This window comes from Micromonospora jinlongensis (assembly GCF_013410645.1).
GTDB lineage: Bacteria > Actinomycetota > Actinomycetes > Mycobacteriales > Micromonosporaceae > Micromonospora > Micromonospora zamorensis.
Genome location: NZ_JACCHK010000001.1, coordinates 2,396,502 through 2,417,363, shown reverse-complemented (window position 1 = coordinate 2,417,363; position 20,862 = coordinate 2,396,502). Strand labels below are relative to the sequence as shown.

Sequence of the window (20,862 nt, the reverse complement as noted above, 5' to 3'; positions counted from 1 at the left end):
GCGGGCCCTTCCGTCCACACCGGATGCCTAGTGCGACAGCAGGTGGTGCGACTCGCGGATCTTGGCCCAGGACTTCGGCTCGGTCGGCGGGGCCGCCTTGCGTGCGGCGGTGGCCACGTCGGGCCGACCGGCGGTGAACAGCCAGGTGGTGAACAGGTCGTCCAGGTCCAGCCCGGAGATCCGTTCCGCCAGCGCCTGGAACTGCTCGATGGTGCCGTTGCCGTACCGGTGCTCGCTGGTCCAGGCCGGCAGGATCTCGAAGAACGCGTCGTCGCCGACGGCCAGCCGCAACTGGTGCAACGTCATCGCGCCGCGGTCGTAGACGGCGTTGTCGAAGACCCGGGCGGCACCAGGGTCGCCGGGCAGCACCTGCCAGAACTCGTCGTCGGCCGGGTAGCTGGCGTAGGTGAAGTCGAACACCTCCTGCGCGGTGCCCTCACCCTGCTCCTCCGACCAGAGCCACTCGGCGTACGAGGCAAAGCCCTCGTTGAGCCAGATGTTGCGCCACTCGGCCACCGAGACCGAGTCACCGAACCACTGGTGGGCGTTCTCGTGCGCCACCACGTAGGTGTTGGCGCCGCGTCGCCAGAAGCCCGGCCCGTACACCGGTCGGGTCTGGGTCTCCAGTGCGAAGCCGATGCCGTCGATCGGCCCGGCCACGCCGCCCTGTGCCTCGAACGGGTACGGCCCGAAGATCCCGCTCTCCCAGTCGACGATCTCGGCGGTCCGCTCGATGCTGGCCCTCGCGGCCGGCCCGAGCGCGCCCAGCGAGGTGCTGTACGCGTTGACCACCGGCTGGCCGCCCGGCGTGGTGTCGGTGACGATGTCGTACTGGCCGATGGCCATGAAGGCCAGGTAGGTGGCGGTGGGTGAGGTGGTCCGCCAGATCCACCGGGTGCGGTTGCCGGCCTCGGCCACCGGTGGCCTCGGCTGCACGCCGTTGCTGATCACCTCGACGCCGGTGGGCACCGACACCGAGATGTCGAAGGTGGCCTTGTCCAGGGGGTGGTCGTTGCTCGGGAACCACCACCAGGCCGACTCGGGCTCGTTGACGGCGAGGGCGCCGTCGTCGGTGCGCGTCCAGCCGGTGTAGCCGCCGACCAGGGTTTCCGACGGGATGCCGTGGTAGCGCACCACGATGGTGAGCTGCTGGCCCCGGGTCACCGTGCGGGCCGGCGTGACCACCAGCTCGTGTGCGCCCGCGGTGCTGGTGGTCGCCGCCCAACCGTTGACCCGCACCGACTCGACGTCGAGCAGGAAGTCGAGATTGAACGCCGACAGATCCTGGGTGGCGGTGGCGAGGATGGTGGTGGTGCCGGTGAGCAGGTCGGTGGCCGGTTCGTAGCGCAGCCGGACGTCGTAGTGCTCGACGTCGTAGCCACCGTTGCCGTAGTCGGGGAAGTAGGTGTCGCCCAGGCCGGCCGCGCCGGGTTGCGGCGCGGCGGTGACGATCGGCCGACCCCAGCCCGTCGGGGCGGCCTGGCCGGGGGTGCCGGCGAGCATGGTGCCGGCGGTGGTGAGGGTCAGGGCGGCGGTGGCCGCCGTGAGTGCTCGTCGCACGAGGTGGACTCCCTCCATCGGGTGTTCGCCACGCAAACCTAATCGACAACGGTGAACGTCGCCGACCCGCCGCGCGGCATCGGCGAGCTATTCCATTGATGTGCATGTTTCGATAGCATTACCAGCTAGTAACAAGAGACCCACCCCTGGCCACGCGCGCGGTCGCAGGATCCCACCACCCCTGTCCTGTGGAGGTCCGTCATGCCCCACCGCCCGGACGCCGACGGCTACCGCTACGGATACCTGCCGGCGCTGAACGCCATCACCGGCTGACCGGAGCGCACCACCGACCCACACCGTCGTACCCGCACCGGCCGGCGGCCGAGCGTCCCCTGTGGGCGCTCGGCCGTCGGCCGGCTCCGCGTCTGTACCCGATGCGTCACACTGGGTGGAATCGGAGGTGAGGCGTGCGACGGTCCGAGGTGCCCAAGCAGGAGTTGATCGGTCAGCGGCAGGCGGCCGCGGGCCGCGACCGGCTGCCGGCTGGCGGGTTGGAGTTCTTCGCGCTGCTCGCACGGCTGCTGCGGCGACCCCGTCGCGGCGACCGTCGGCTGCCGCTACTCTGGCTGGTCCGTTCCGACACGGCGGATCTGATGGTGCCGCTGCGCCGCTTCCTCGGTCAGGGCGCCCGGCGGCGGGTGCCGCACGCCGTGTTGGACGCCGACGCGCCACCGGGCGCCGGGGACGTGCCGGCGCTGCTGCGCGAACTGCACCGGCAGCTCTCCCTGGAGGCGTTCGGCGCCGCCCGGCTGCGCTTCCGGCACTACCCGCTCGCCGACTGGCTGATGCACCAGAGCCTCAGCTTCGGCATCGACGCCGACGACAGCCGTGCGGCCCTGGTCCGCCGGTTGCGCGACCGCCGGGGCCCGCGTACGCCCGAGGCCCTGCCCACCGGCGGTGACGCGGTCAGCATCGTCTCGCAGGTGCTGCTCTGGGTGGTCCGCCGCGCCGTGCCGGGGGTGGTCTTCCGGGCCGCCGTCTCCGGCCGGGTGCCGGTGCTCGGGCGGCACTACAACTGGTTCATGCGCCAGCAGTATCTGGCGCCCCGGCAGTCGGTCACCTTCCTCGGCTTCGCCGAACGCCTCACCGCCGGGTGGCGCGACGGCGAGCAACCCGACCAGGTCAACAAGCTGCTGCTGCACGCGTTCCTGGAGGACCTGCGGCAGGCGTACCGGCGTCGACCGTGGCGTCCGTCGGACTGGCGGCGCACCGCGTACCCGGCGCTGCTGATCGATCACGTCGCACCCGGCAACGTCGGTGGCGAACTGGTCCGCCTGATCGGCGACGTCCGCACCGAGACGGGCCGCAACGACCCGCTGCTCATCGTCGTGTCCGGCGGGCAACCACCGCCGGAACTGCCCGAGCCGCACCCGCTGACCGAGGCCGACGAGGCGTACGACGAGTGGGCCGAGGCGCTGCCGGAGATGCGGCGGCTGCGCCGCCCGGCCGCCTGGCTGGTGGCGTTGCGCCCCGACGACTCCGGCACCGGCCCGCCGTCGCGTGGCGGCATGCGACCGTTCTCCGCGCCCGACCCGCCCTGGTGGTCGCGGCGCTTCCTGCCGGCTGCGCTGTGCCTGGTGCTGGTGGCGGCGCTCGGTGTGTGGGCGGGCAGCCGGTGGGCGCCGGGCTGTCACCCGTCGCTGACCGGAGGTCGGGTCTCGGTCGAGGTGGTCGCCAGCGGCGAGTGTGTCGGCTACAGCGACAGCGCCGCACAGGTGTTCAACAACGACCCCGGTCAGGAGGGTCTGCGAAAGATCCAGCAGCGCATCTTCGCGCAGAACCGCGCCGCCGAGGAGGTCTGGCAGAGAAGCGACCGGCGCCGGCCCTTCCTGACCCTGGTCTACCTGGGCACCCTGACCGGCAACCGGACCCGCGCCGACGAGGAGTCCTACGTCTCCGAGCGCGAGGAGCTCGAAGGCATGGCCACCGCCCAGTACGCGTTGCTGAAGGAGTCGGCAGGCGCCGACGGCGCCGCGCTGCTGCGGATCGTGGTGGCCAACGGTGGCCGGCAGATGATCTACGCCGACCGGGCCGTGTCGATGCTGGCCGAGCTGGCCTCGGACGACCCCACCGTGCTCGGGGTGGTCGGCCTGGTGGAGAGCCGGACGAGCACCGCCCGAGCTGAACAAGGTCGGGCTGCCGGTGCTGGCACCCACGCTCTCCGCCGACCGGATGGACACCAACTCCCGCCTCTACCTGCAGATCTCCGCGCCCAACACCGATCAGGTAAAGATGATCGACGCGTACGCCCAACAGGTGCTGAAGGTCGACGAGGCGCACGTCTACTACACGACGTTGGAGGGCAGCTCGCTCACCGAGGACCTCTACGTGGGCACCCTCGTCGACGGGCTGCGGCAGCGGTTCGGCGCCCGGATGACGCGCCTCGACGAGTGGCGCACCGGTGAGCGGCTGACCGACGAGTGCGGCTACCCCGGCCTGCTCTTCTACGCGGGCCGCTGGACGGAGTTCGACGGTTTCCTGCGGGCGCTGCGCGAGTGCGGGGGCAACCCGCCCCGGCACCTCGTCGCCGACGACTCGGTCAACCGCTACATGGCCAACCCCGGGCTCCGCGCCGCCGCCCCCGGCAACCTGCCGGTCACGTACGTCTCCAAGGCCTCCCTGGCCACCTGCGCCGCGCTTCGGGTCGCCGAGGAACGCCGCGACGATGCCCGGGCCAGTTTCCTGTCCTGGATCCAGGCCGACGACCTGCTGGACCCGCCGCGCTGCCGGCCGGACTCCGGGCACCAGGTCGGCGAGCGGGTCAGCCTCGCCTACGACGCGGCGATGATGATGATCAGGGCGGTGGAGAGCCTCGCCGCCCGGCTGCACCACGCCGACCCGCGACAACGGTGGGAGCCGACGTCGGTCAACCCGGTCGCCGTGCACGCGGAGGTGCTCCGGCAGAACGCCGGCCAGGGCTACCGGGGGGTGGCCGGGCTGATCCGGTTCACGCCCGAGTCGGGCGAGCCGGTCGACAAACGGCTGGCCCTGCTGCGGGTGGAGCAGGTGCCACAGGTGGCGACGGCGCCGGTGGAGGTGTTCCGCTGTGGGCTGGCCGACGCGCCCGACCTCGTGCCGTGCGGCCCTGCCTGACGGGTCCGGCGTGACACGTCCTCGCAGGACTGTCCGGGTGCCACCGCTGTCCGTTAGGGTTCCTGGGACCAGGCGGCCGTCGGCGTTGGGGGCAGAGGGTGGGCAGGCTCGCGTCGGCGTACGGGCAGGCGATCAACTCCCACCGGGCGGCCCGAGCGCACCTCGACGCCGCCCGGAACGCGCTCGGCACCGCACCGGCTGCCGTCGCCCCGGCCGGCGTCGACGCGCTGGTCACCCGCCTCGCCCGCCTCGGCGGCGCCCTGGCCACCCCCGCTCCGGGCGCCACGCCGTTGACCGACGAGCCGGCGGCGGTCCGGATCGGCGAGGCGTCCGTCTCGGACAGTGGCTTCCCGGTGCTGGTTCCCCTCGGCGGTGGGCACCACCTGGCCCTGGACACCGACGCCCGCGACCCACGGGTCGCCGGGCTGCTGCGGGCACTGGTGCTGCGGCTGGTCGCCACCGCACCGCCCGGTCAGGTCCGGGTCGCCGGCATCGACACCGCGGCGCTCGGCGCCACCTTCGGCCCGTTGCGTCCCCTGCTCGACGCGGGGGTGCTCGACCCGCCGGCCACCAGCGAGGCCGAGGTGGCCGCGCTGCTCGATGACGCCGAGCAGCATGCCCGCGCCGCCCAGCACGGTCAGCCCGCTGGCCGGCACCTCCTGGTGGTGGTCGCCACCGCCGCGCCACCGCCGCGCGAGCTGGCCCGGCTCGCCGCGCTCACCCACGCCGGTCCGGCCGCCGCCGTCTGCGTGCTGCTCACCGGCCACCCGTCCCGGGTGCCCGGCGAAACCGCGCCGCCGCTGGGTGGCACCACCGCGATTCGGCTCCACCAGGGGTACGCGCAGATCGGCGACCCGCCCGGCATCCCGTTCAGCGCCGACGGCAGCGGGCTCGCCGCACCCGTGGTGCTCGACGGCGACCCGCCGGCCGCCTCGGTACGCGCGCTCGCCGAGCACCTCGGCGCCGCCACCCGTCGCGCCGACGCGCTGCCCTTCACCGACCTGCTGCCCGAGCGGCGCTGGGCCGAGTCGGCCGGCAACGGTCTGCGGACGGTGATCGGCCGGGCCGGCACCGCACCCCTGACACTCGCCTTCGACGACGCCACCCCGCACTGGCTGGTCGGGGGGCGCACCGGCGCGGGCAAGACCGTCTTCCTCCTCGACGTCCTCTACGGACTGGCCGCCCGCTACTCCCCGGCCGAGTTGCAGCTCTACCTGCTCGACTTCAAGGAGGGCGTGAGCTTCACCGAGTTCGTGCCCACCGGTCGGGACCCGTCCTGGCTGCCGCACGCCCGTGCCGTCGGCATCGAATCCGACCGTGAGTACGGCCTCGCCGTCCTGCGCGAGCTGCGCCGGGAGGCGCAACGCCGGGCCGGCGCGCTGAAGCGCCACGGCGTCACCAAGCTCGCCGACCTGCCACGGGACAATCCGCTGCCCCGCATCGTGGCGGTCATCGACGAGTTCCACGTGCTGCTCGCCGGCAACGACGCGCTGGCCCGTGAATCCGTGGACCTGCTGGAGGAGTTGGCCCGCAAGGGCCGCTCGTACGGCATCCACCTGGTGCTGGCGAGCCAGAGCATGACCGGCATCGAGGCCCTCTACGGGCGGGCCGAGGCTATCTTCGGGCAGTTCGCGTTGCGGGTGGCGCTGCCCGGCGGCGGCGGGGTGCTCGATCAGCTCAACGACGCCGCCGCGGCCCTGCCGGTCGGCTCCGCCGTGGTCAACACCGCCGCCGGCGCGGTCGGCGCCGACACCGTGCTGCGTTTCCCCGACGCGCACGCCGCCGCCGCGGATCTCGCCGCGTTGCGCCACGAGCTGTGGCAGGCCCGCCCGCCGGGCTCGCGGGCACCGGCGGTCTTCAAGGGGTACGAGGCCGCGCGGGTCGAGGACGACCCCACCTTCGCCGGGTTGCGCCCCGGTGGTCGGCGCCCGATGGCCCTGGTCGGCCGGACCGTCGACGTGCACGGCACCACCGCCCTGTTCCTGATGGACACCACGCCCGGCCGACACCTCGCCGTGGTGGGCACCGCACCGACCGGCGCGGACGTGCTGCGCGCCGCGACGCTGAGCCTGGCCCGTCAGCACGCCCCCGGCGACGCCCGGTTCCAGTTGGCGTCCCTGGTCACCGTCGCCGACCCGGTCGCCGACGACACCGAAGCGGCCCTGCGGGCCGCCGGCCACCCGGTGCACCGCCTCGACGCGGCCGGGCTGCGCGACCGCGTCACCACGTTGGCCGCCGAGCCCACCGGCCGCGAATACCTGGTGGTCTTCGGCATGGACGCCGCCGCGCCGGTGTTCGGGGCGGCCGACCCGGGCACGTTCCGCTCCGGCCTGGACGACCTGCGCACACTGCTGCGCCAGGGCCCCGGGCAGGGCGTGCACCTGCTCGGTTGGTGGCGGGGGCTGCGCCGGCTCGCCGACGACCTCGGCGGCACCCAGAACCGCGACGACGTCGCCTGTCTGGTCGCCCTCAACGTGCCGGGGGCCGAGCTGGCCCTGCACCTCGGGACGCACGACCTGACCTACACGCCCCGCGCCGACCGGGCGCTGCTGATCGACCGGCACGACCAGCGCACCCGGCTGATCGTCCCGTTCGTCGGCGACGGGCACGACCCGGACGGGGAGCGGTGACAGTGTCCTTCGAGGAGTACGCGGCGCTGGCCCGACAACTCGCCGAGCAGCGCCGGGCCGGTGAACAGCACGCCGCCACCGAGTCCGCACGTCGCCGTGACCTGCACGCCGCCGTCGACTACCTCCAGCAGAGGCTGACCGCACAGGGGCACCGCCTCGACCAGCTCGGCCGAGCCATCGGCATCGATCAGCCACCACCCGTGCCCGCCGGTTCTGGTGCCGGGCCGGTCTCGGGCGCTGGTGCTGCTTCGACCTTTGCTGCGGGGCCGGTCTCCGGTGCGGCCGACGGGTCGGGGTCGGGCGGGTCAGGATCGGCCGGGTCGGGTGAGACCGCTTCGTGGCCCGGTCCACCGGGTGCGAGCGGGTTTCCGTCGGGCTCCGGCGTCGGGCTCGGCCCGTCCGGGCCGCCCGGAACGGGGGACGGGGGACCCGACGGCGCAGCCGGCGTGCCGGGGCGGGCGGGGGTCGGGGCGTACCCCGAGCTGCCGGCGGGGGAGGCGCGGCTGGCGCTGCCGACGGCGGTGAGCCCGGCGGGCGTCGGGGTGCCGGCGCAACGCGCGGCGGCGGTCGACCCGGCGGTGGAGCTGGAGTTGGCCCGGCGGATGGCCGACGAGGCCGACCGGCACGGGCAGCAGGCGGAGCTGCTGGCCCAGCGGCCGGCGCTCCTGCCGACGTGGTCGCCGCTCGCGCGGGCGGCTGCGGTCTACGCCGCGTGCGGTGCCGCCGCCGGGGTGCTCGTGCTGGCCCTGGTGCTCGCGTCCGGTGTCGGTCTGGTCGACGGGTTCACGCTCGGCGCGTGGATCTGCGCGGGGCTGCCGGCGGTGGCGTTCTTCGGCGGGTACCTGGTGCTGGGCAGGTGGGGGCGGCCCGCGATGGTCACCGGCACCCCGCCGCGTTATCTGCCGCTCGGGTTCCTGATCTGTTTTCTGCTGGTGCCGATGGCCTACTGCGCCTACCTGCTGCTGGCCCGTGGCCTGCGCTGACCCCGCCGCGATCCCGCCCGTCCCGCAGGCCCGGCGTGGTCGACTTCCGCCCGCGCGGCGTGATCGACTTCCGCCCGCGCGGCTTGATCCACTCGGGTTTCAGGAAATCGGGGTATCCGGGCGGCCCGGATACCGCGATTTCCTGAAACCCGAGTCGACCTTGAGCTGGCGGCCGGACTGCTGTAGGGCTTCCCGGCCTATTCCGCGTGGTAGGTGAGGAGCCCGCTGTCGCTGAATCTCTGCTCGGTGCCGCTGTTGGAGAGGCCAAAGACGCGACAGGTGCGGCCGTCGGTGGGTTGCCCCGCTGACGCTTCGGTGTAGGACCAGACCTGACCCACCTGCGCCTTGAACGTGCGACTGGTCCGCGCTGGCACGTCGAGCGCCTTGTGTGGCTCGCAATCGTCGTCGAAGAGCCACAGCACGAACGGCTCGCTGCTCGCCGAGGCGGTGCCGCGTACCGGGTCTCCCCACCGGTCGGCGGGGATGTCCCGGTGGAAGTACGCCACCGCTTCCTCGCCCTTGGTCTGCGCGATGCAGGCCCGGGCGAGCTGCGCCCGAGATTCTGTGGTCACCGTGGGCGCGGGCGTCGTCGAGGAAGATGACCGGGAACCGTCGAGGATGCCCCACCTGTCACCGGTGGCGTGGGCAGCGACGAGCACGAGGGCCGCAACTGCCGCGAGCCCGCCCGACAGCACGATGGCCCTGGCCCGGCGGCGACGGCCGGTGGGGCTCGCGGGGTTCCCTTGAGGTGCCACGTCGCGCCACTCCTCCAGCGGAATGCCCGGACCGTTCTCCTGGCTGCCGGCAGCAGAGTCTATGACGCTCCCCGCCCCGGCGCTGTCCCGCGAATGCGGTCCGTGTCGCGTCAGCTGCTGGTCGTTCGCGCCTGCCTGCTGCTGAGCGGTCAACAGCACCGGTTTACCGAGCGCCACTGTAGATCTTGGACAGTTTCCGTCGAGCGGGAACGGAAAGTGTCCAAGATCTAGGTCCTCGCGCGAGTCGGGACGGGACATTCTCGCCGTTGGCCCGTTTCGGCATCCGCTAACGGCGGGGTGGTGAGCGCGCCAGCGAGTGGTCGCGCTTAGTGCGTGCATCTCGTACGCTCCCATGTGGTCTCCGCCTGTGCGGTGGTGGAGGCGATGGTCGACCACGGGGGAGGCGCGCGTGAGCGCAGCACAGATCATCGCGAGGCTGGCGGCGGCGTCGCAGAAGCTGGACGAGGCGAAGGCCAAGACCGCAGCGGCAGCCCAGGACGCAGCCGAGGCACGCGCGCTCGTGGCGGGTGCGCTGGAAGGCGTGGCCGCAGGCCCGCTGGTCGGGATGATCGATGCGTACCGTCAGGCCCTCGCGCAGGCGTCCCAGGGTGGCGACCCGGCCAAGCAGCACGTCCAAGAGACGATCGCGAAGGTCCGAGCGCTGGGAAACTGATCACGGGTGGTGGGAGCGTGACCCACCAACCACCCGTGCGACCTGCGGTCCCACCGCCGACGACGGTGACCTGGTTGCGAACACCGATGGGCGCTCGTTCAGGCAGGCGCCTAGAGGCTCGACCGGTTCAGCGTGTTATCCGGAATGTCTGCTCGAACCTCGGTCCGCTACAGCCCACGTCGCCGCACAGTTCGAAGCCTCCGCTGATCAGTGCCACACCGGGCTTGATGACGAGGCCGCCACCCTCCACCCACGCCCGCCCGGTCACGATCTGCGGCTGGCCGGTGCAGTAGACAGGACCCCAGCCGGAGGCGGACGCGACCCTGTCGCCCGACCGCTGTCGGATGATCATCTCGGCCCCGCCAGACAGGCCGGACTGGCAGGTCACGCTGAGGCTGACGTCCACGGCGACGCCGCGCGCGACCAGGGTCGCGGCCGTGACCTCAACGTCACTTGCCGCGCTCGCCGGCGTCGGCGCCAGCATCATGACGAGTGACATCCCGAGTAGTGCGATGGTGGCGATGATGCGGCGCACGACGGTTCTCCTTGCCGGAGTGGGTGCTTACCTACGGTCACCCTAGCCCTCTCCGGCATCTACGGAGATCAATTGCCGGTTGATTCTTTCCGAGGCGCGCGTTCGATGACGACCAGGGGGATCTCGCGGTTGGTGCCCTTCTGGTAGCGCTCGTACGTGGGGAAGACCTTCGTCATCACCGGCCACAGCCGGGCCCGCTCCTCGCCCGTCGCCGTGCGGGCCCGACCGGCGAAGCGTTCCGCGCCGACCTGGATCTCCACCGCCGGGTCGGCGCTCAGGTTCAGGTACCAGGCGGGGTGCTTGTCCGCGCCCCCGTTGGACGCCACCAGCAGGTGGTTGTCACCGTCGCGGCCGTACATCAGCGCGGTGCGGCGCAGGGCGCCCGTGCGGCGCCCGCGCGTGGTGAGCAGCAGCGACGGTACGCCCTGGTAGGTGCCGCCGTCGGCGCCGTCGGTCTCGACGTACCGCTGGATGTGCTTGGCCACCCAGCCGACCGGGCTGTCCTCGATCGTCTCGTGCTGTTCTGCCGCCGTCATGCCACGAGACTAGTGCGCGGATGCGCGTGTGTTGCCTGGCCGAAGCGGGTCAGCTTCGCGATCGCGGCAGGCAGCACTTCTTGTATTTCGCCCCGGACCCGCACCAGCAGGCGTCATTGCGTCCGGGCGGCCAGGCCCTGAGGTCGGGCCCGGTGAGCGAGTCGGCGTACTCGTCCTGGGTTTCCTCGTCGGTGGGGTCGCTGCCCTCGCGTTCGGCGAAGGCGGCCAGCCCGGCGACGGAGCCGACGACCACGCCCAGGTCGGCGCCACCCAGCCCGGAGGCGTCGACGAGGGCACGTTCGGTCTGGGTGCGGTGCTCGTCCCAGCTGGTGGGGTAGCTGTCGGCGAGGGCGGGCCAGCGCAGCAGCAGCGCATTGAACTCCGCCTGCGGCCAGAACAGCAGAGTCGCCGGGCCGTCGTCCAGCGCGTCGAGCGCGTGGTCGCTCGCGGCGCGCAGTCGGTCGGCGAGGTTGTCGTACTCGTCGTGCGGGAGGCCCATCTCCTCGCGCAGGTTGTGCCGCCGCTGCGTCAGGCCGTAGATCATGGCCGCGGCCTCGTCCTGGGCGTCCTCGGATTCGTGCTGCTGGGTCCGGGTCCGTTCCAGGATCGCGTCGAGCGCCCCGGTCAGCCATTCCAGCGCCAGGTCGGTGTGGCCGGCCTCGGCCAGCTCGTCGATCAGGTATGTGGCGTTGGGGTTGGTCTCCAGCAGCGGGCGCAGGGCGGTCAGCTCGGCCATGCCCTCGTCGGAGCGGCCGAGGCGCAGCAGCAGGCCACCGCGCACCGACCGGGCGTACGCGTCCTCGTCGGGCTGTTCGGCGATGGCGCGGGTGGCCAGCGCGAGCGCGTCGGCCAGGTCACCCGCCTGCTCCAGGATGTCCGCGGCGACCAGCAGGGCGTACGCGGTGTCGTCGGGGTCGGCGACCCGCCCCTCGTCGACGGCGCCCACCAGCTCGGCGACCAGCGCGGCCGGGTCCGGGCTCTCCGGACCCAGGGAGCCGATCTCCTCGATGCGGTCGGTGGTCAGCAATTCGGGCATGTGGGCATCCTGAAGAACGGCGAGTGGTGGACGGGGAAGCGGCCAGCGTACTCCCGGACATGGCGGAGCCCGGGCGGCGAACCGCCCGGGCTCCGACACGGTCCCTCAGCGGGTCGCCGGCATGGTGGCGAACTCGCCGGCTAGCTCGGACTCGACGATCGTCGCGGTGGACGGCCGGGGACCGGCCGCCTTCCGCCGGGCGGACGGGACGGCGAGGGCCGCGAGCGCGGCGGCCAGCGCGATGGCCGTGAGGACCAGAAACCCCATCGTGAAACCGGCCTCCCGGGGCAGGCCGTTGGCCTGCGGGTTCGCGGTGATCACACCGCTGACCACGGCGGCGCCGATCGCGCCTCCGATGGTGCGGATGTTGGCGTTCATGCCGGTCGCCACGCCGGTCTGGCTGGCGGGCACGCTGGCGACGATCAGGTTGGCCATCGACGCGAAGGCCAGGCCGATGCCGAGGCCGACCAGGCCGCCGGCGATGGCGACCTCCCAGCGGGTGTCGTGCGCGGCGGCGAGCATCGCGGAGGCGGCCACGTTGAACGCGGCACCGGTGGCGAGCTGCGCCTTGGCGCTGAAGACGGCCTGGAGACGGCCGGCGACGAGACCGGCGACGAACATCGCGACGAGCATCGGCAGCATGAGCAGGCCGGCCTGGCTGATGCTCGCGCCGAAACCGTAGCCGGCGGCGGTCGGGGTCTGGACGAACTGGGGGAGGAACGCGTACACGGAGAACATCGACGCGCCGTAGAGCAGGGCGACCAGGTTGGTGGTCCAGACGCCGGGCAGGCGCATCATCCGCATGTCGATCAGCGGGTTGGGCGACCGCACCTCGGCGACCAGCCAGCCGACCAGCAGCACCACGGCGAGGGCGAGCAGGCCGAGCACCCGGGGGCTGGTCCAGCCCCACGCCGCGCCCTGGCTGATCGGCAGCAGCAACGCGACCAGCCAGCCGGAGAGCAGCACTGTCGCTCGCCAGTCGATGCGACCGGGGGTGCGGACCGGGGACTCGGGGACGAACAGGTGGGCGGCCACGGCGGTCAGCCCGACCACGACCATCGGGATCCAGAACAGCCAGCGGTAGTCGAGCGTGCTGACGATCGGGCCGGCCAGCACGATGCCCAGGCCACCGCCGACGGCGACGATCGCCGAGATGGCGGCCACGGCCGTGGAGACCCGCGCGGCGGGGAACTCGTCGCGGATGATGCCGAACGACAGCGGGAAGACCGCTCCGCCGATGCCCTGCACGACCCGGGCGATGATGAGGACGCCGATGTTCGGCGCGATGGCGGCCAGCAGGCAGCCGAGGGCGAGGGCGGCGAGCGCGACCACCAGCATCCGCTCCTTGCCGACCATGTCGCCGACCCGTCCGAGGATCGGCGTGAAGATCGACGCGGAGAGCAGGTAGGCGGTCAGGACCCAGGTCACGGTGTTCTGGGAGGTGTGCAGATCGTGCTGGATGGTCGGCAGCACCGGGGTGATCAGCGACTGGAGCATCGCGAAGAACCCGGCACCGGCGGCGAGCACGGTGAAGGTGAGCCGACGCGAGCTGCGTCGGGAGGTCACTGCCACGAGAGAAGACTCCTGATGATGGTACGGAAGGAGGTTTGTCACCCGTCGTCTGTGGCGGGCTGGCTGTCGGGTCCGGGCGATCGGGTGGCCAGGCGGATCGGGCGGATCCCGAGGTAAGCTAAGCGGAGGCAGGCCTCCGGGGTTCCGGAGGGGTGCCTCCACTAAGCTAGCGGAGGGTTGCCTCCGGTTGCAACCAGGACGAGGTGACTCACGTCATGACCAGCGCGGGGCAGGTGCCCGAGGTGTTCGCGCAACGCCCGAAGCGGGCCGACGCACGGCGTAACTACGACGCTCTGGTCGCCGCTGCGCGCGACGCGTTCGCCGAGAACGGCGCTGCCGCCTCCCTCGAGGACGTGGCCCGGCGGGCCGGCGTGGGCATCGGCACGCTCTACCGCAACTTCCCCAGCCGGCGGCACCTCTTCGAGGCCGTGTACGTCGAGGAGGTCCGGGCGCTGAGCCGCTCCGCCGAGGACCTGGCCGAGCTGCCCCCGTGGGACGCCCTCGTCGCCTGGTTGCACCGCTTCGTCGCGTACGTCGCCACCAAGCGGGCGCTCGCCGAGCAGTTGCTGCACGACTCGGAGATCTTCCAGAGCTGCCGGACGGAGATCTACTCCGCCGGCGAGCCGCTGATGCGTCGCGCCCAGGCCGCCGGCGTGGTCCGTGACGACATCGGCTTCGACGACGTGGTGCGGCTGATCAGCGGCCTCACGATGGCCCAGTTCCCGTCACCCGAGCAGCGCGACCGGGTGCTCGGCGTGGCTCTGGACGGGCTGCGCGCGCCCACCCGCTGACGCTCGCTCGCCCGACGGGTCAGCGGTCGACCAGCAGCAGCCACTCGTCGTCGAGCTGTTGGACCACCGCGCCCGTCGGCCAGCGGTGGCCAGGATCGACCACCGCCCGGGCCTGATCGACCTGAGGTGGCCGGCTGAACTGCGTGTCGCGGAAGCTGGCCATGCTGTGGAACCGGGCCCGGCCGAAGTTCGCGGCGTCGGTGAAGCGGGCCTGGTCGAACAACGCCTCTGCCCCGAACACCGTCCAGCGGAACAGCGCCATGTTCGTGAAACGGGCGGCGTGGAAGTTGGCCGACCGGCCGAACTCGGTGTGCTCCATCGACAGGGCGCCGTCGAAGACGGCTTGCCGGAATGTGGTGGAGTCCTCGAAGCGGGTCGCGTCGAAGCTGGTCGGCTGACCGAAGGTCACCTGGCGAAATGAGGTATGGCCGGCGAAGGTGGACCGTCGGCAGGCCAGGCCGTCGGCGAACGTGGCCCCGTCGAAGGTGGCCTGACCGCTGACGCGGACGCCGTCCAGCAGGACCTCACCGTCGGCCGCGAGGCCCTCGAAGACCACGTCGCCGAAGGTCGCGGCCCCGAGCTGGAGACGCCCCCGCACCGTCACGCTCGCGAAGGTGGTCGTGCCGGTGAACGCCGTCGCCGTGAAGTTCGCGTCGACCAGGGTGCAACCCGTGGCGTCGAAGTCGACCAGCGTGGCACCGGTCAGGTCCAGCACCACCTCCGGCCAGTAGGCGTCGTCGTCCGCGCGCAGGTGGCGGGTCAGCACACGCTGCGCGGTGCGCCGGACCTCCGTCTCGCGCGGCTGGTCGTCGGGCGCCGGCATCCGCAGGTACGCGCAGAGCACCGCCCCGATCGTCGGGCGCTGCCCCGGATTGTCCTGACCGAGGCGTTCCAGCGCGTGCAGCCCGCCGAGGCGTACCGCCGCGCTGTCGTTGCCGAGCAGCTCGACGGCCCGGGTGTAGAGCTCGGTCAGTCGACGTTCGGCGGCGTCGTGCTCGGCGGCGGTGGCCTGCCGGTCCTGCTGGCGTTGCGTGGCCTCGGCCACCGACTCGGCGTGCGCCTGCACGCGGTCGCGGTGGGCCTGGTCCCGGGCGGCGACGCTCTCCTGGTGCCGCTGCGCGCGTTCGGTGATCCACTGGCGGCGGGCGGCCAGGAGCAGGGCGAGCCCTCCGCCGGTGCCGGCGACCACGGTCAGGCCGGTGCGGATCGCGTCGATGCGCAGCGTGGCGCGGGTGTCCGGCTGGCTGGCCCGGTCGGCCTCGGTGAGCAGCAGGTCCAGCACCAGCCAGCCCAGGGCGGCGGCGAGCAGCAGGCCGACCAGGACCAGCCACCAGGGCATCACCCGTAGCTGGCGCTCGGTGGGTTCGTCGGCGGACACGGCCACAGCATGCCATCCGCCGACCCGACCCGGGGTGCGTGCGCCGGGCCGGCGGTCCGATGTGGAGAGCTGCGATTTGCCCGTTTGCACCCTCGCCGGGACAACGGGTTACCGGCGCGTAACAAGTCATTGACGTTTCTGAATTGTTGCGGGGATGATCGTCGCACGGTCGACCGGACACCCCACCCACCTGCCCGGTACGCCGGGTGCCTCCCCCCGGAGGTGCAGCCATGCTGCTCCGAAAGACCGCCCTCGTCGTGTCCCTCGTCGCCGCCGCCCTGTTCGCGTCCGCCGGCGCGGCGACCGCCGCCCCCGCCGATCCCACCCCGGCCCCCGCTACCCCCGAAGCCTTCGCCGCCGCCGCCGCGGCCAACCCGGTGATCGTGGTCGGCGGGCTCAGCGGCATCGCCGTCGCGTACGAGCCGATGGCCGCCCGGCTGCGCGCCGATGGCTACCGCACCTTCATCTACCAGTTGCCCGGGCTGGGCCTCGGCGACATCCCCACGTCCGCCCGCGCGTTCGCCACCTACGTCGACCAGGTGCGCGCCAGCACCGGCGCGGCGACAGTGGACGTCGTGGCCCACTCCGAGGGCGGCCTGGTCAGCCGCTACTACCTCAAGCGGCTCGGCGGCACCGCCGCCATCGGGCGCTACGTCAGCCTCGGCACACCGCACTACGGCACCTACGTCGCCAACATCGTGGCGTTCCTCGGGCTGGGCAGCTGCGCCGGCGTCGTGGCCTGCCAGCAGATGACCATCGGCTCGGCGTTCCTCGCCGACCTCAACGCCGGCGACGACACCCCCGGCGCGGTGCGCTACACCACCATCCGAACGCTTCAGGACGAGCTGGTCCGGCCGACCGGGAACGCCGTGGTCAACGACGGTGCGACCAACGTGCTGATCCAGGCGTACTGCCCGCTGCGGGTGGTGGGGCACCTCGGCCTGGTGCTCGACGGCACGGCGTACACCATCGTGCGTGGCGCCCTGGTCGACGGCCCGGTGCGACCCAACTGCCTCGCGCTCTGACCCGGTCCCCATGGGGGTGGTCCCGACGGGACCACCCCCACGGTCGCGCGACGGCGAGTGTCGGGTCGGCGACGGTACGGCGAAACAGGATGGCAGACATCAGGTGTCCTCGATAGCCTGCTCCGGCTGTCCACACGCGACAGAGAAGGCGACTTTCCCCAAGGAGCAGCGCGCATGACCGAGCCGCATCCCGTGCCGCCGGAGGGCACTCCGCCGACCGTGCCGCAGCTCGACGTCCGGGCCGCCGAACCGCCGGCGGCCGACACGCCGCCGCCCACCGGGGGGTTCGCCGACCGGCCGCCGGGCTATCCGAGCGCGCTGGTCTGGCTGCGCGCCGGGATCCTGCGGGACTGGCGCGGCGTGCTCGGTGCCTTCTTCGCCACCTGGTTCTACCTGCCGGTCGCGCTGCTCCTGGCGTTCTGGGGCGGTCTCGTCCTGGCTGTCAGCGGGCTCTTCGCCGGTGGGTTGGGCGCCGATGACCAGCTGCCCCAGGTGCTGCGCGACGCGCCGCTGATCGGCCCCCTGCTGGAGGCGTTCCTGACCCGCTCCGGCGGGGTCCTCGGCGGTGTGGTCGGCTTCGTCGTCGGGTTCCTGGGCGGCTTCCTCGCCGTGCTGGTGGTGCCCTGGCTGGGCGCCGACGCCGGGCCGCTCACGGTGGTCACCGGCCTGGTCGGCACGGCCGTCGCGGCGGTGCTGATCGGGGTGCTCTACACGCTCTACCGGGTGCTGCTGGAACCGCGACTGCTGGTGGTCTCCGGTGCCCGTCAGCCCAGCCGCCGCGAGTACGCGCGGCTGCGCCCGGTGCTGGACGACTGCGCCCGACGGCTCGGCCTGCCCAACGTGCCGCGGCTGCTCATGGAGGACGATCCGGTCCTGAGCAACGCCCGCACGTACGCCCGGCACGTGGTGGTCACCACCGCCGTGCTGACCGAACCGGACGACGAGATCGCCGCGCTGTTCAGCCACGAGCTGGTGCACTGGCGCACCGGGGACGAGATCACCAGCGCCTTCGTCCGTGGCGTCGGTCTGCCGTTGACCCTCGCACACGCCCTGCCGACCTGGCTGATGCGGACCTTCCCGCACCCGGCCACCAACCTCGTGGTCTTCCTGTTCTTCTGGCCGGTGCTGCTCACCATGCGGTACGTGGTGCTGCCGCTGCACGCCCGTGACGTCCGGGCCGCGGAGTACCGGGCCGACCTCGGCGCCGTGCTCACCGGGCACGTCGAGGGGATGCGGCGCGTGCTGGAGCGGCGGCTGTCCTTCGAGACGGGCCGCAGCGGCTGGGACGAGGCTGTCTGCGCCACTCACCCGCCGCACGAACTGCGGCTCGACGCGCTGGAGCGGGCGTCGGTGGCCGGCGTGTCCGCCGAGGCGGGCGAGCCGGCGGTCACCGCCGAGCGGCTGTTCGGCCACTCCGGCCCGGTCGGCACCCGCCGCACCTGGCTGCTGGTCGGCGCCCTGGCGCTGGCGGCCTGCGCCGGCACCGGTGGGCTCGGCGTGGTGCAGTGGGCGTTCTTCCGCCCCCAGTCGGCGGTCGACGGATACTTCTCCGCGCTCGCCGACACCGACAGCGACGCCGCACTCGGCTTCCTGACCGACCAGAGCGGCGTCACCGACCGCAAGCTGCTCGCGCGACTGCTGCGCGCCGAGGGCTACCAACCACCGACCGACGTGGAGATCAGCTCACTGGAACGCGACGGCGACACCGCCACCGCCACCGTGGCGTACCGGCTGGCCGGCGCGGCGCAGACCTCCACGGTCAGCCTGCGTCGCGACGACGAGGCGACCGCAGGCTTCCTCCACGGCTGGCGGATCGACGGTGGGCTGGCCGCGCTCAACGCACCGGTCGCCGGCCCCGGGGTGCGGCTCAACGGGGTGGAGCTGCCCGGCGACGCCGAGGGCCCCGCGCTGACGCTGCTCCCCGGGTCCTACGCCGCGACCGGCCCGTCCAGCGCGCTCAGCGAGACGCCCGCCGAGACCGTGGTGGTCGGCCCCGGGCAGAGCGCGGCAACCCTGCAACTGGCTCCGGTGCTCAAGCCCGCGGCAGTCGAGGCCGTCGAGGCCCGGGTGCGCGCCTGGTTGGACGAGTGCGCCAAGCAGACGGTCGCCGCGCCGCCCGGCTGCCCGTTCCGCTACTACGGCGGCTCTGCGCAGAAGGTCTCCTGGAAGATCCTGGAGTACCCGAAACTGGCCGTCGAACTGACCGGCCCGGCCAGCGCCCAGGTCGCCACCCCGTACGAGACGCAGGGCAAGGTGCAGGTCAGCGGCACCAACACGTACTTCGGCGGCACCTCACCGTTCACCGAGGAGGACGCGTTCACCGTCGCGGGTGTCGCCACCGCCGACGGGGACGCCGTCGCCTTCCGTCCCGCCGCCAACTGACCGGGGAGAGACCGTGACCGAGAGCTTCGCCGCAGCCCGGCTGCCCGTGCGGCTGACCATCAACCCCCGGCAGCGGCAGCCCCCGTCGGTCGACCTGCTGGCCTGGATCCACCGCCAGCCGGAGTACCGGCCGGTGGTCCGCCAGGCCGGTGGCGGCGGGGGACGGCCGGGCTTCAGCGACGCGGTGATCATCGCGGTGCTGGCCCAGGGGCTGCTCCCGGGTCTGTTCAACCTGTTGCAGTCCTGGGTCGACCAGCAGCGCACCGAGGCCAGCATCCGGATCCAGACCGGAGACACCGAGGTGGAACTTCAGGTGAGTGGGCGCACCGACTCTGCCCGCCTGCTGGCCCAGGCAACCGAGGCGCTGCGGGCTGCCCGGGAGCCCGGCCCGGACACCGCCCGTGAGCTTGGCGCGGGCGCGGCCCGGGAGCCTGGCGCGGACGCCGTCGACTGACACCGACGGCGTCCGCACCGGTGGGTCAGCTCGCCTTGGCGAGCGCCTCGAACTCGTCGTCGGTGAGCCGAACGTCGGCCGCGCCCACGTTCTCCTCCAGGTGCGCCACCGAGGACGTACCGGGGATCGGCAGCATCACCGGCGAGCGGCGCAGCAGCCAGGCCAGCGCGAGCTGCGCGGGCGACGCGCCGTGCGCGGTGGAGATGGCGTCCAGCGGGCCACCCGGGCGGGCCAGCTCACCGGTGGCGATCGGGAACCACGGGATGAACGCGAGGTCGTTGCGCTCGCAGTACTCCAGCACGTCCTCGGCACTGCGGTTCGCGAGGTTGTACAGGTTCTGCACCGACGCGATCGTGGTGATCGCCTGGGACTCCTCGATCTGCGCGACGCTCACCTCGGACAGACCGATGTGCTGGATCTTGCCCTCCTCGCGCAGCAGCGCCAGCTCACCCAACTGATCCGCGAGCGGCACCTTCGGGTCGATCCGGTGCAGCTGGTACAGCGGGATGCTGTCCAGGCCGAGGTGCCGCAGGCTCAGCTCACACTGCTGGCGCAGGTACTCCGGGCGGCCCAGCGCACGCCAGTCGCCCGGACCGGAGCGGCTCAGCCCGGCCTTGGTCGCGATGACCAGGTCATCGGCGTACGGGTGCAGGGCCTCCCGGATCAGCAACTCCGAGACGAACGGGCCGTACGAGTCGGCGGTGTCGATGAACGTCACGCCCAGCTCGACCGCGCGGCGCAGCACCCGGACCGCCTCGGCTGGGTCCTTCGGGTCTCCCCAGACACCCGGGCCGGTGATCTGCATCGCCCCGTAGCCGAGCCGGTTGACGGTGACGTCGCCACCGATGCGGTACGTGCCGGACGCCTTCGCGGGCTGCTCACTGATGTTGGTCGCCATGTGTAGATCATGCCCCGGAGGCCGACCGGCACACCCATGGTCGGCCGACTGTGTGGCTGGACACCGCACCTGCGCCGAGGCGAGTTGCCCCGAAGCGACATGTACGACCGGGGCGTGCGTGCGACGCTGGCCGGAGCCGGTGCCTTCCGGCGCGACGGCAGAGGGAGCACCCATGGCGGGAGTGCCGCAGGTCAACTTCGCGCTCGACACGTACGAGTGCATCGTGATCTATCCCGGCGCGGCCGGACGGGTCCTGCCCGCCGAGACCGTGCAGCGGTTGCAGGCCGAGCACGCCGAGCACATGCAGGCCCTACAGCGAAGCGGCATCATCCTGGTCGCCGGTTCGGTGGACGGGCCGGCCCGCGAGCCGGAGCCACCGATCGGCTTCGGTCTGGCCCGCACCGGCAGCGTCGACGACGTCCGCAGCGTGCTGGAGGCCGACCCGGCGGTGCAGGCCGGGCTCTACCGGGTGGACGTGCTGACCTTCCTCTGCCCGGCCGGATCGCTGGAGTTTCCGCTGGTCAAGACGGAAAGCTGACTGGCCGGTCAATAGACGGCTGT

Annotated in this window: 17 protein-coding genes; 9 read left to right on the top strand and 8 right to left on the bottom strand. The window is 72.7% G+C overall.

All coding sequences use genetic code 11. The features are described 5' to 3' along the window. Positions 1-27: 27 nt before the first annotated feature. On the bottom strand, positions 28-1,578 hold the full coding sequence (locus HNR22_RS10235) for a M1 family metallopeptidase (RefSeq protein ID WP_218906301.1): 1,551 nt from the start codon (positions 1,576-1,578) through the stop codon (positions 28-30). A 389-nt stretch (positions 1,579-1,967) separates the two neighbouring features. On the opposite strand from HNR22_RS10235, the gene HNR22_RS10230 reads away from it, so the two are divergent. The 3 genes from HNR22_RS10230 to HNR22_RS31315 all read left to right on the top strand — a co-directional run bounded on the left by HNR22_RS10230 (position 1,968) and on the right by HNR22_RS31315 (position 8,266). Further along, positions 1,968-3,965 (top strand): hypothetical protein, encoded by a 1,998-nt coding sequence (locus HNR22_RS10230; protein ID WP_246380786.1) that lies wholly within the window; start codon positions 1,968-1,970, stop codon positions 3,963-3,965. Positions 3,966-4,751: 786 nt separating this feature from the next. Further along, a complete protein-coding gene (locus tag HNR22_RS10225) occupies positions 4,752-7,283 on the top strand; it encodes an FtsK/SpoIIIE domain-containing protein (RefSeq protein WP_179780161.1) in 2,532 nt (843 codons plus the stop codon). Then, a complete protein-coding gene (locus HNR22_RS31315; RefSeq protein ID WP_246380784.1) occupies positions 7,280-8,266 on the top strand; it encodes a hypothetical protein in 987 nt (328 codons plus the stop codon). Before HNR22_RS10225 ends, HNR22_RS31315 begins: the two co-directional genes overlap by 4 nt. A 197-nt stretch (positions 8,267-8,463) precedes the next feature. On the opposite strand, the gene HNR22_RS10215 is transcribed toward HNR22_RS31315, so the two are convergent. After that, complete coding sequence (locus HNR22_RS10215; RefSeq protein ID WP_179780160.1) at positions 8,464-9,021, bottom strand: hypothetical protein; 558 nt, start codon at positions 9,019-9,021, stop codon at positions 8,464-8,466. Between the two features lie 409 nt (positions 9,022-9,430). On the opposite strand from HNR22_RS10215, the gene HNR22_RS10210 reads away from it, so the two are divergent. Continuing rightward, complete coding sequence (locus HNR22_RS10210) at positions 9,431-9,694, top strand: DUF6244 family protein (protein WP_088949318.1); 264 nt, start codon at positions 9,431-9,433, stop codon at positions 9,692-9,694. A 127-nt stretch (positions 9,695-9,821) separates the two neighbouring features. On the opposite strand, the gene HNR22_RS10205 is transcribed toward HNR22_RS10210, so the two are convergent. The 4 genes from HNR22_RS10205 to HNR22_RS10190 form a co-directional block, all read right to left on the bottom strand. Beyond that, entirely contained in the window at positions 9,822-10,229 is a 408-nt protein-coding gene (locus HNR22_RS10205; protein ID WP_179780159.1) for a hypothetical protein, read from the bottom strand. Positions 10,230-10,297: 68 nt separating this feature from the next. Further along, entirely contained in the window at positions 10,298-10,765 is a 468-nt protein-coding gene (locus HNR22_RS10200) for a nitroreductase family deazaflavin-dependent oxidoreductase (RefSeq protein WP_179780158.1), read from the bottom strand. 49 nt (positions 10,766-10,814) lie between these two features. Continuing rightward, positions 10,815-11,801, bottom strand: coding sequence for an SEC-C domain-containing protein (locus tag HNR22_RS10195; protein ID WP_179780157.1), 987 nt, complete (start codon positions 11,799-11,801; stop codon positions 10,815-10,817). Positions 11,802-11,906: 105 nt separating this feature from the next. Further along, complete coding sequence (locus HNR22_RS10190; RefSeq protein ID WP_179780156.1) at positions 11,907-13,373, bottom strand: MFS transporter; 1,467 nt, start codon at positions 13,371-13,373, stop codon at positions 11,907-11,909. 215 nt (positions 13,374-13,588) lie between these two features. Here HNR22_RS10190 and HNR22_RS10185 point away from each other — a divergent pair, with 215 nt between their 5' ends. Further along, positions 13,589-14,164: a TetR/AcrR family transcriptional regulator gene (locus tag HNR22_RS10185; protein ID WP_179780155.1), complete on the top strand. Its 576-nt coding sequence runs from the start codon at positions 13,589-13,591 to the stop codon at positions 14,162-14,164. Positions 14,165-14,183: 19 nt separating this feature from the next. On the opposite strand, the gene HNR22_RS31835 is transcribed toward HNR22_RS10185, so the two are convergent. Beyond that, positions 14,184-15,542: a pentapeptide repeat-containing protein gene (locus HNR22_RS31835; protein WP_179780154.1), complete on the bottom strand. Its 1,359-nt coding sequence runs from the start codon at positions 15,540-15,542 to the stop codon at positions 14,184-14,186. 230 nt (positions 15,543-15,772) lie between these two features. Here HNR22_RS31835 and HNR22_RS10175 point away from each other — a divergent pair, with 230 nt between their 5' ends. The 3 genes from HNR22_RS10175 to HNR22_RS10165 all read left to right on the top strand — a co-directional run bounded on the left by HNR22_RS10175 (position 15,773) and on the right by HNR22_RS10165 (position 19,403). Then, the gene (locus HNR22_RS10175) at positions 15,773-16,567 is read left to right on the top strand and encodes a lipase family alpha/beta hydrolase (RefSeq protein ID WP_179780153.1); all 795 of its coding nucleotides are present in this window, start codon (positions 15,773-15,775) and stop codon (positions 16,565-16,567) included. 174 nt (positions 16,568-16,741) lie between these two features. After that, positions 16,742-18,949 carry a M48 family metalloprotease gene (locus tag HNR22_RS10170; protein WP_179780152.1) on the top strand — a complete coding sequence of 736 codons (2,208 nt, stop codon included), beginning with the start codon at positions 16,742-16,744 and terminating at the stop codon, positions 18,947-18,949. 13 nt (positions 18,950-18,962) lie between these two features. Next, positions 18,963-19,403: an effector-associated constant component EACC1 gene (locus HNR22_RS10165; protein WP_179780151.1), complete on the top strand. Its 441-nt coding sequence runs from the start codon at positions 18,963-18,965 to the stop codon at positions 19,401-19,403. A 25-nt stretch (positions 19,404-19,428) separates the two neighbouring features. Here HNR22_RS10165 and HNR22_RS10160 read toward each other — a convergent pair whose 3' ends face one another. After that, positions 19,429-20,301 (bottom strand): aldo/keto reductase, encoded by an 873-nt coding sequence (locus tag HNR22_RS10160; protein WP_179780150.1) that lies wholly within the window; start codon positions 20,299-20,301, stop codon positions 19,429-19,431. A 172-nt stretch (positions 20,302-20,473) separates the two neighbouring features. Here HNR22_RS10160 and HNR22_RS10155 point away from each other — a divergent pair, with 172 nt between their 5' ends. Then, complete coding sequence (locus HNR22_RS10155; RefSeq protein WP_088949307.1) at positions 20,474-20,839, top strand: YciI family protein; 366 nt, start codon at positions 20,474-20,476, stop codon at positions 20,837-20,839. Positions 20,840-20,862 lie beyond the last annotated feature (23 nt).

Bases quoted from the DNA above. Each gene is read 5' to 3' on its own strand.
- HNR22_RS10235 (WP_218906301.1), bottom strand. From the start codon at position 1,578: ATGGAGGGAGTCCACCTCGTGCGACGAGCACTCACGGCGGCCACCGCC.
- HNR22_RS10200 (WP_179780158.1), bottom strand. From the start codon at position 10,765: ATGACGGCGGCAGAACAGCACGAGACGATCGAGGACAGCCCGGTCGGC.
- HNR22_RS10195 (WP_179780157.1), bottom strand. From the start codon at position 11,801: ATGCCCGAATTGCTGACCACCGACCGCATCGAGGAGATCGGCTCCCTG.
- HNR22_RS10185 (WP_179780155.1), top strand. From the start codon at position 13,589: ATGACCAGCGCGGGGCAGGTGCCCGAGGTGTTCGCGCAACGCCCGAAG.
- HNR22_RS10175 (WP_179780153.1), top strand. From the start codon at position 15,773: ATGCTGCTCCGAAAGACCGCCCTCGTCGTGTCCCTCGTCGCCGCCGCC.
- HNR22_RS10170 (WP_179780152.1), top strand. From the start codon at position 16,742: ATGACCGAGCCGCATCCCGTGCCGCCGGAGGGCACTCCGCCGACCGTG.
- HNR22_RS10160 (WP_179780150.1), bottom strand. From the start codon at position 20,301: ATGGCGACCAACATCAGTGAGCAGCCCGCGAAGGCGTCCGGCACGTAC.
- HNR22_RS10155 (WP_088949307.1), top strand. From the start codon at position 20,474: ATGGCGGGAGTGCCGCAGGTCAACTTCGCGCTCGACACGTACGAGTGC.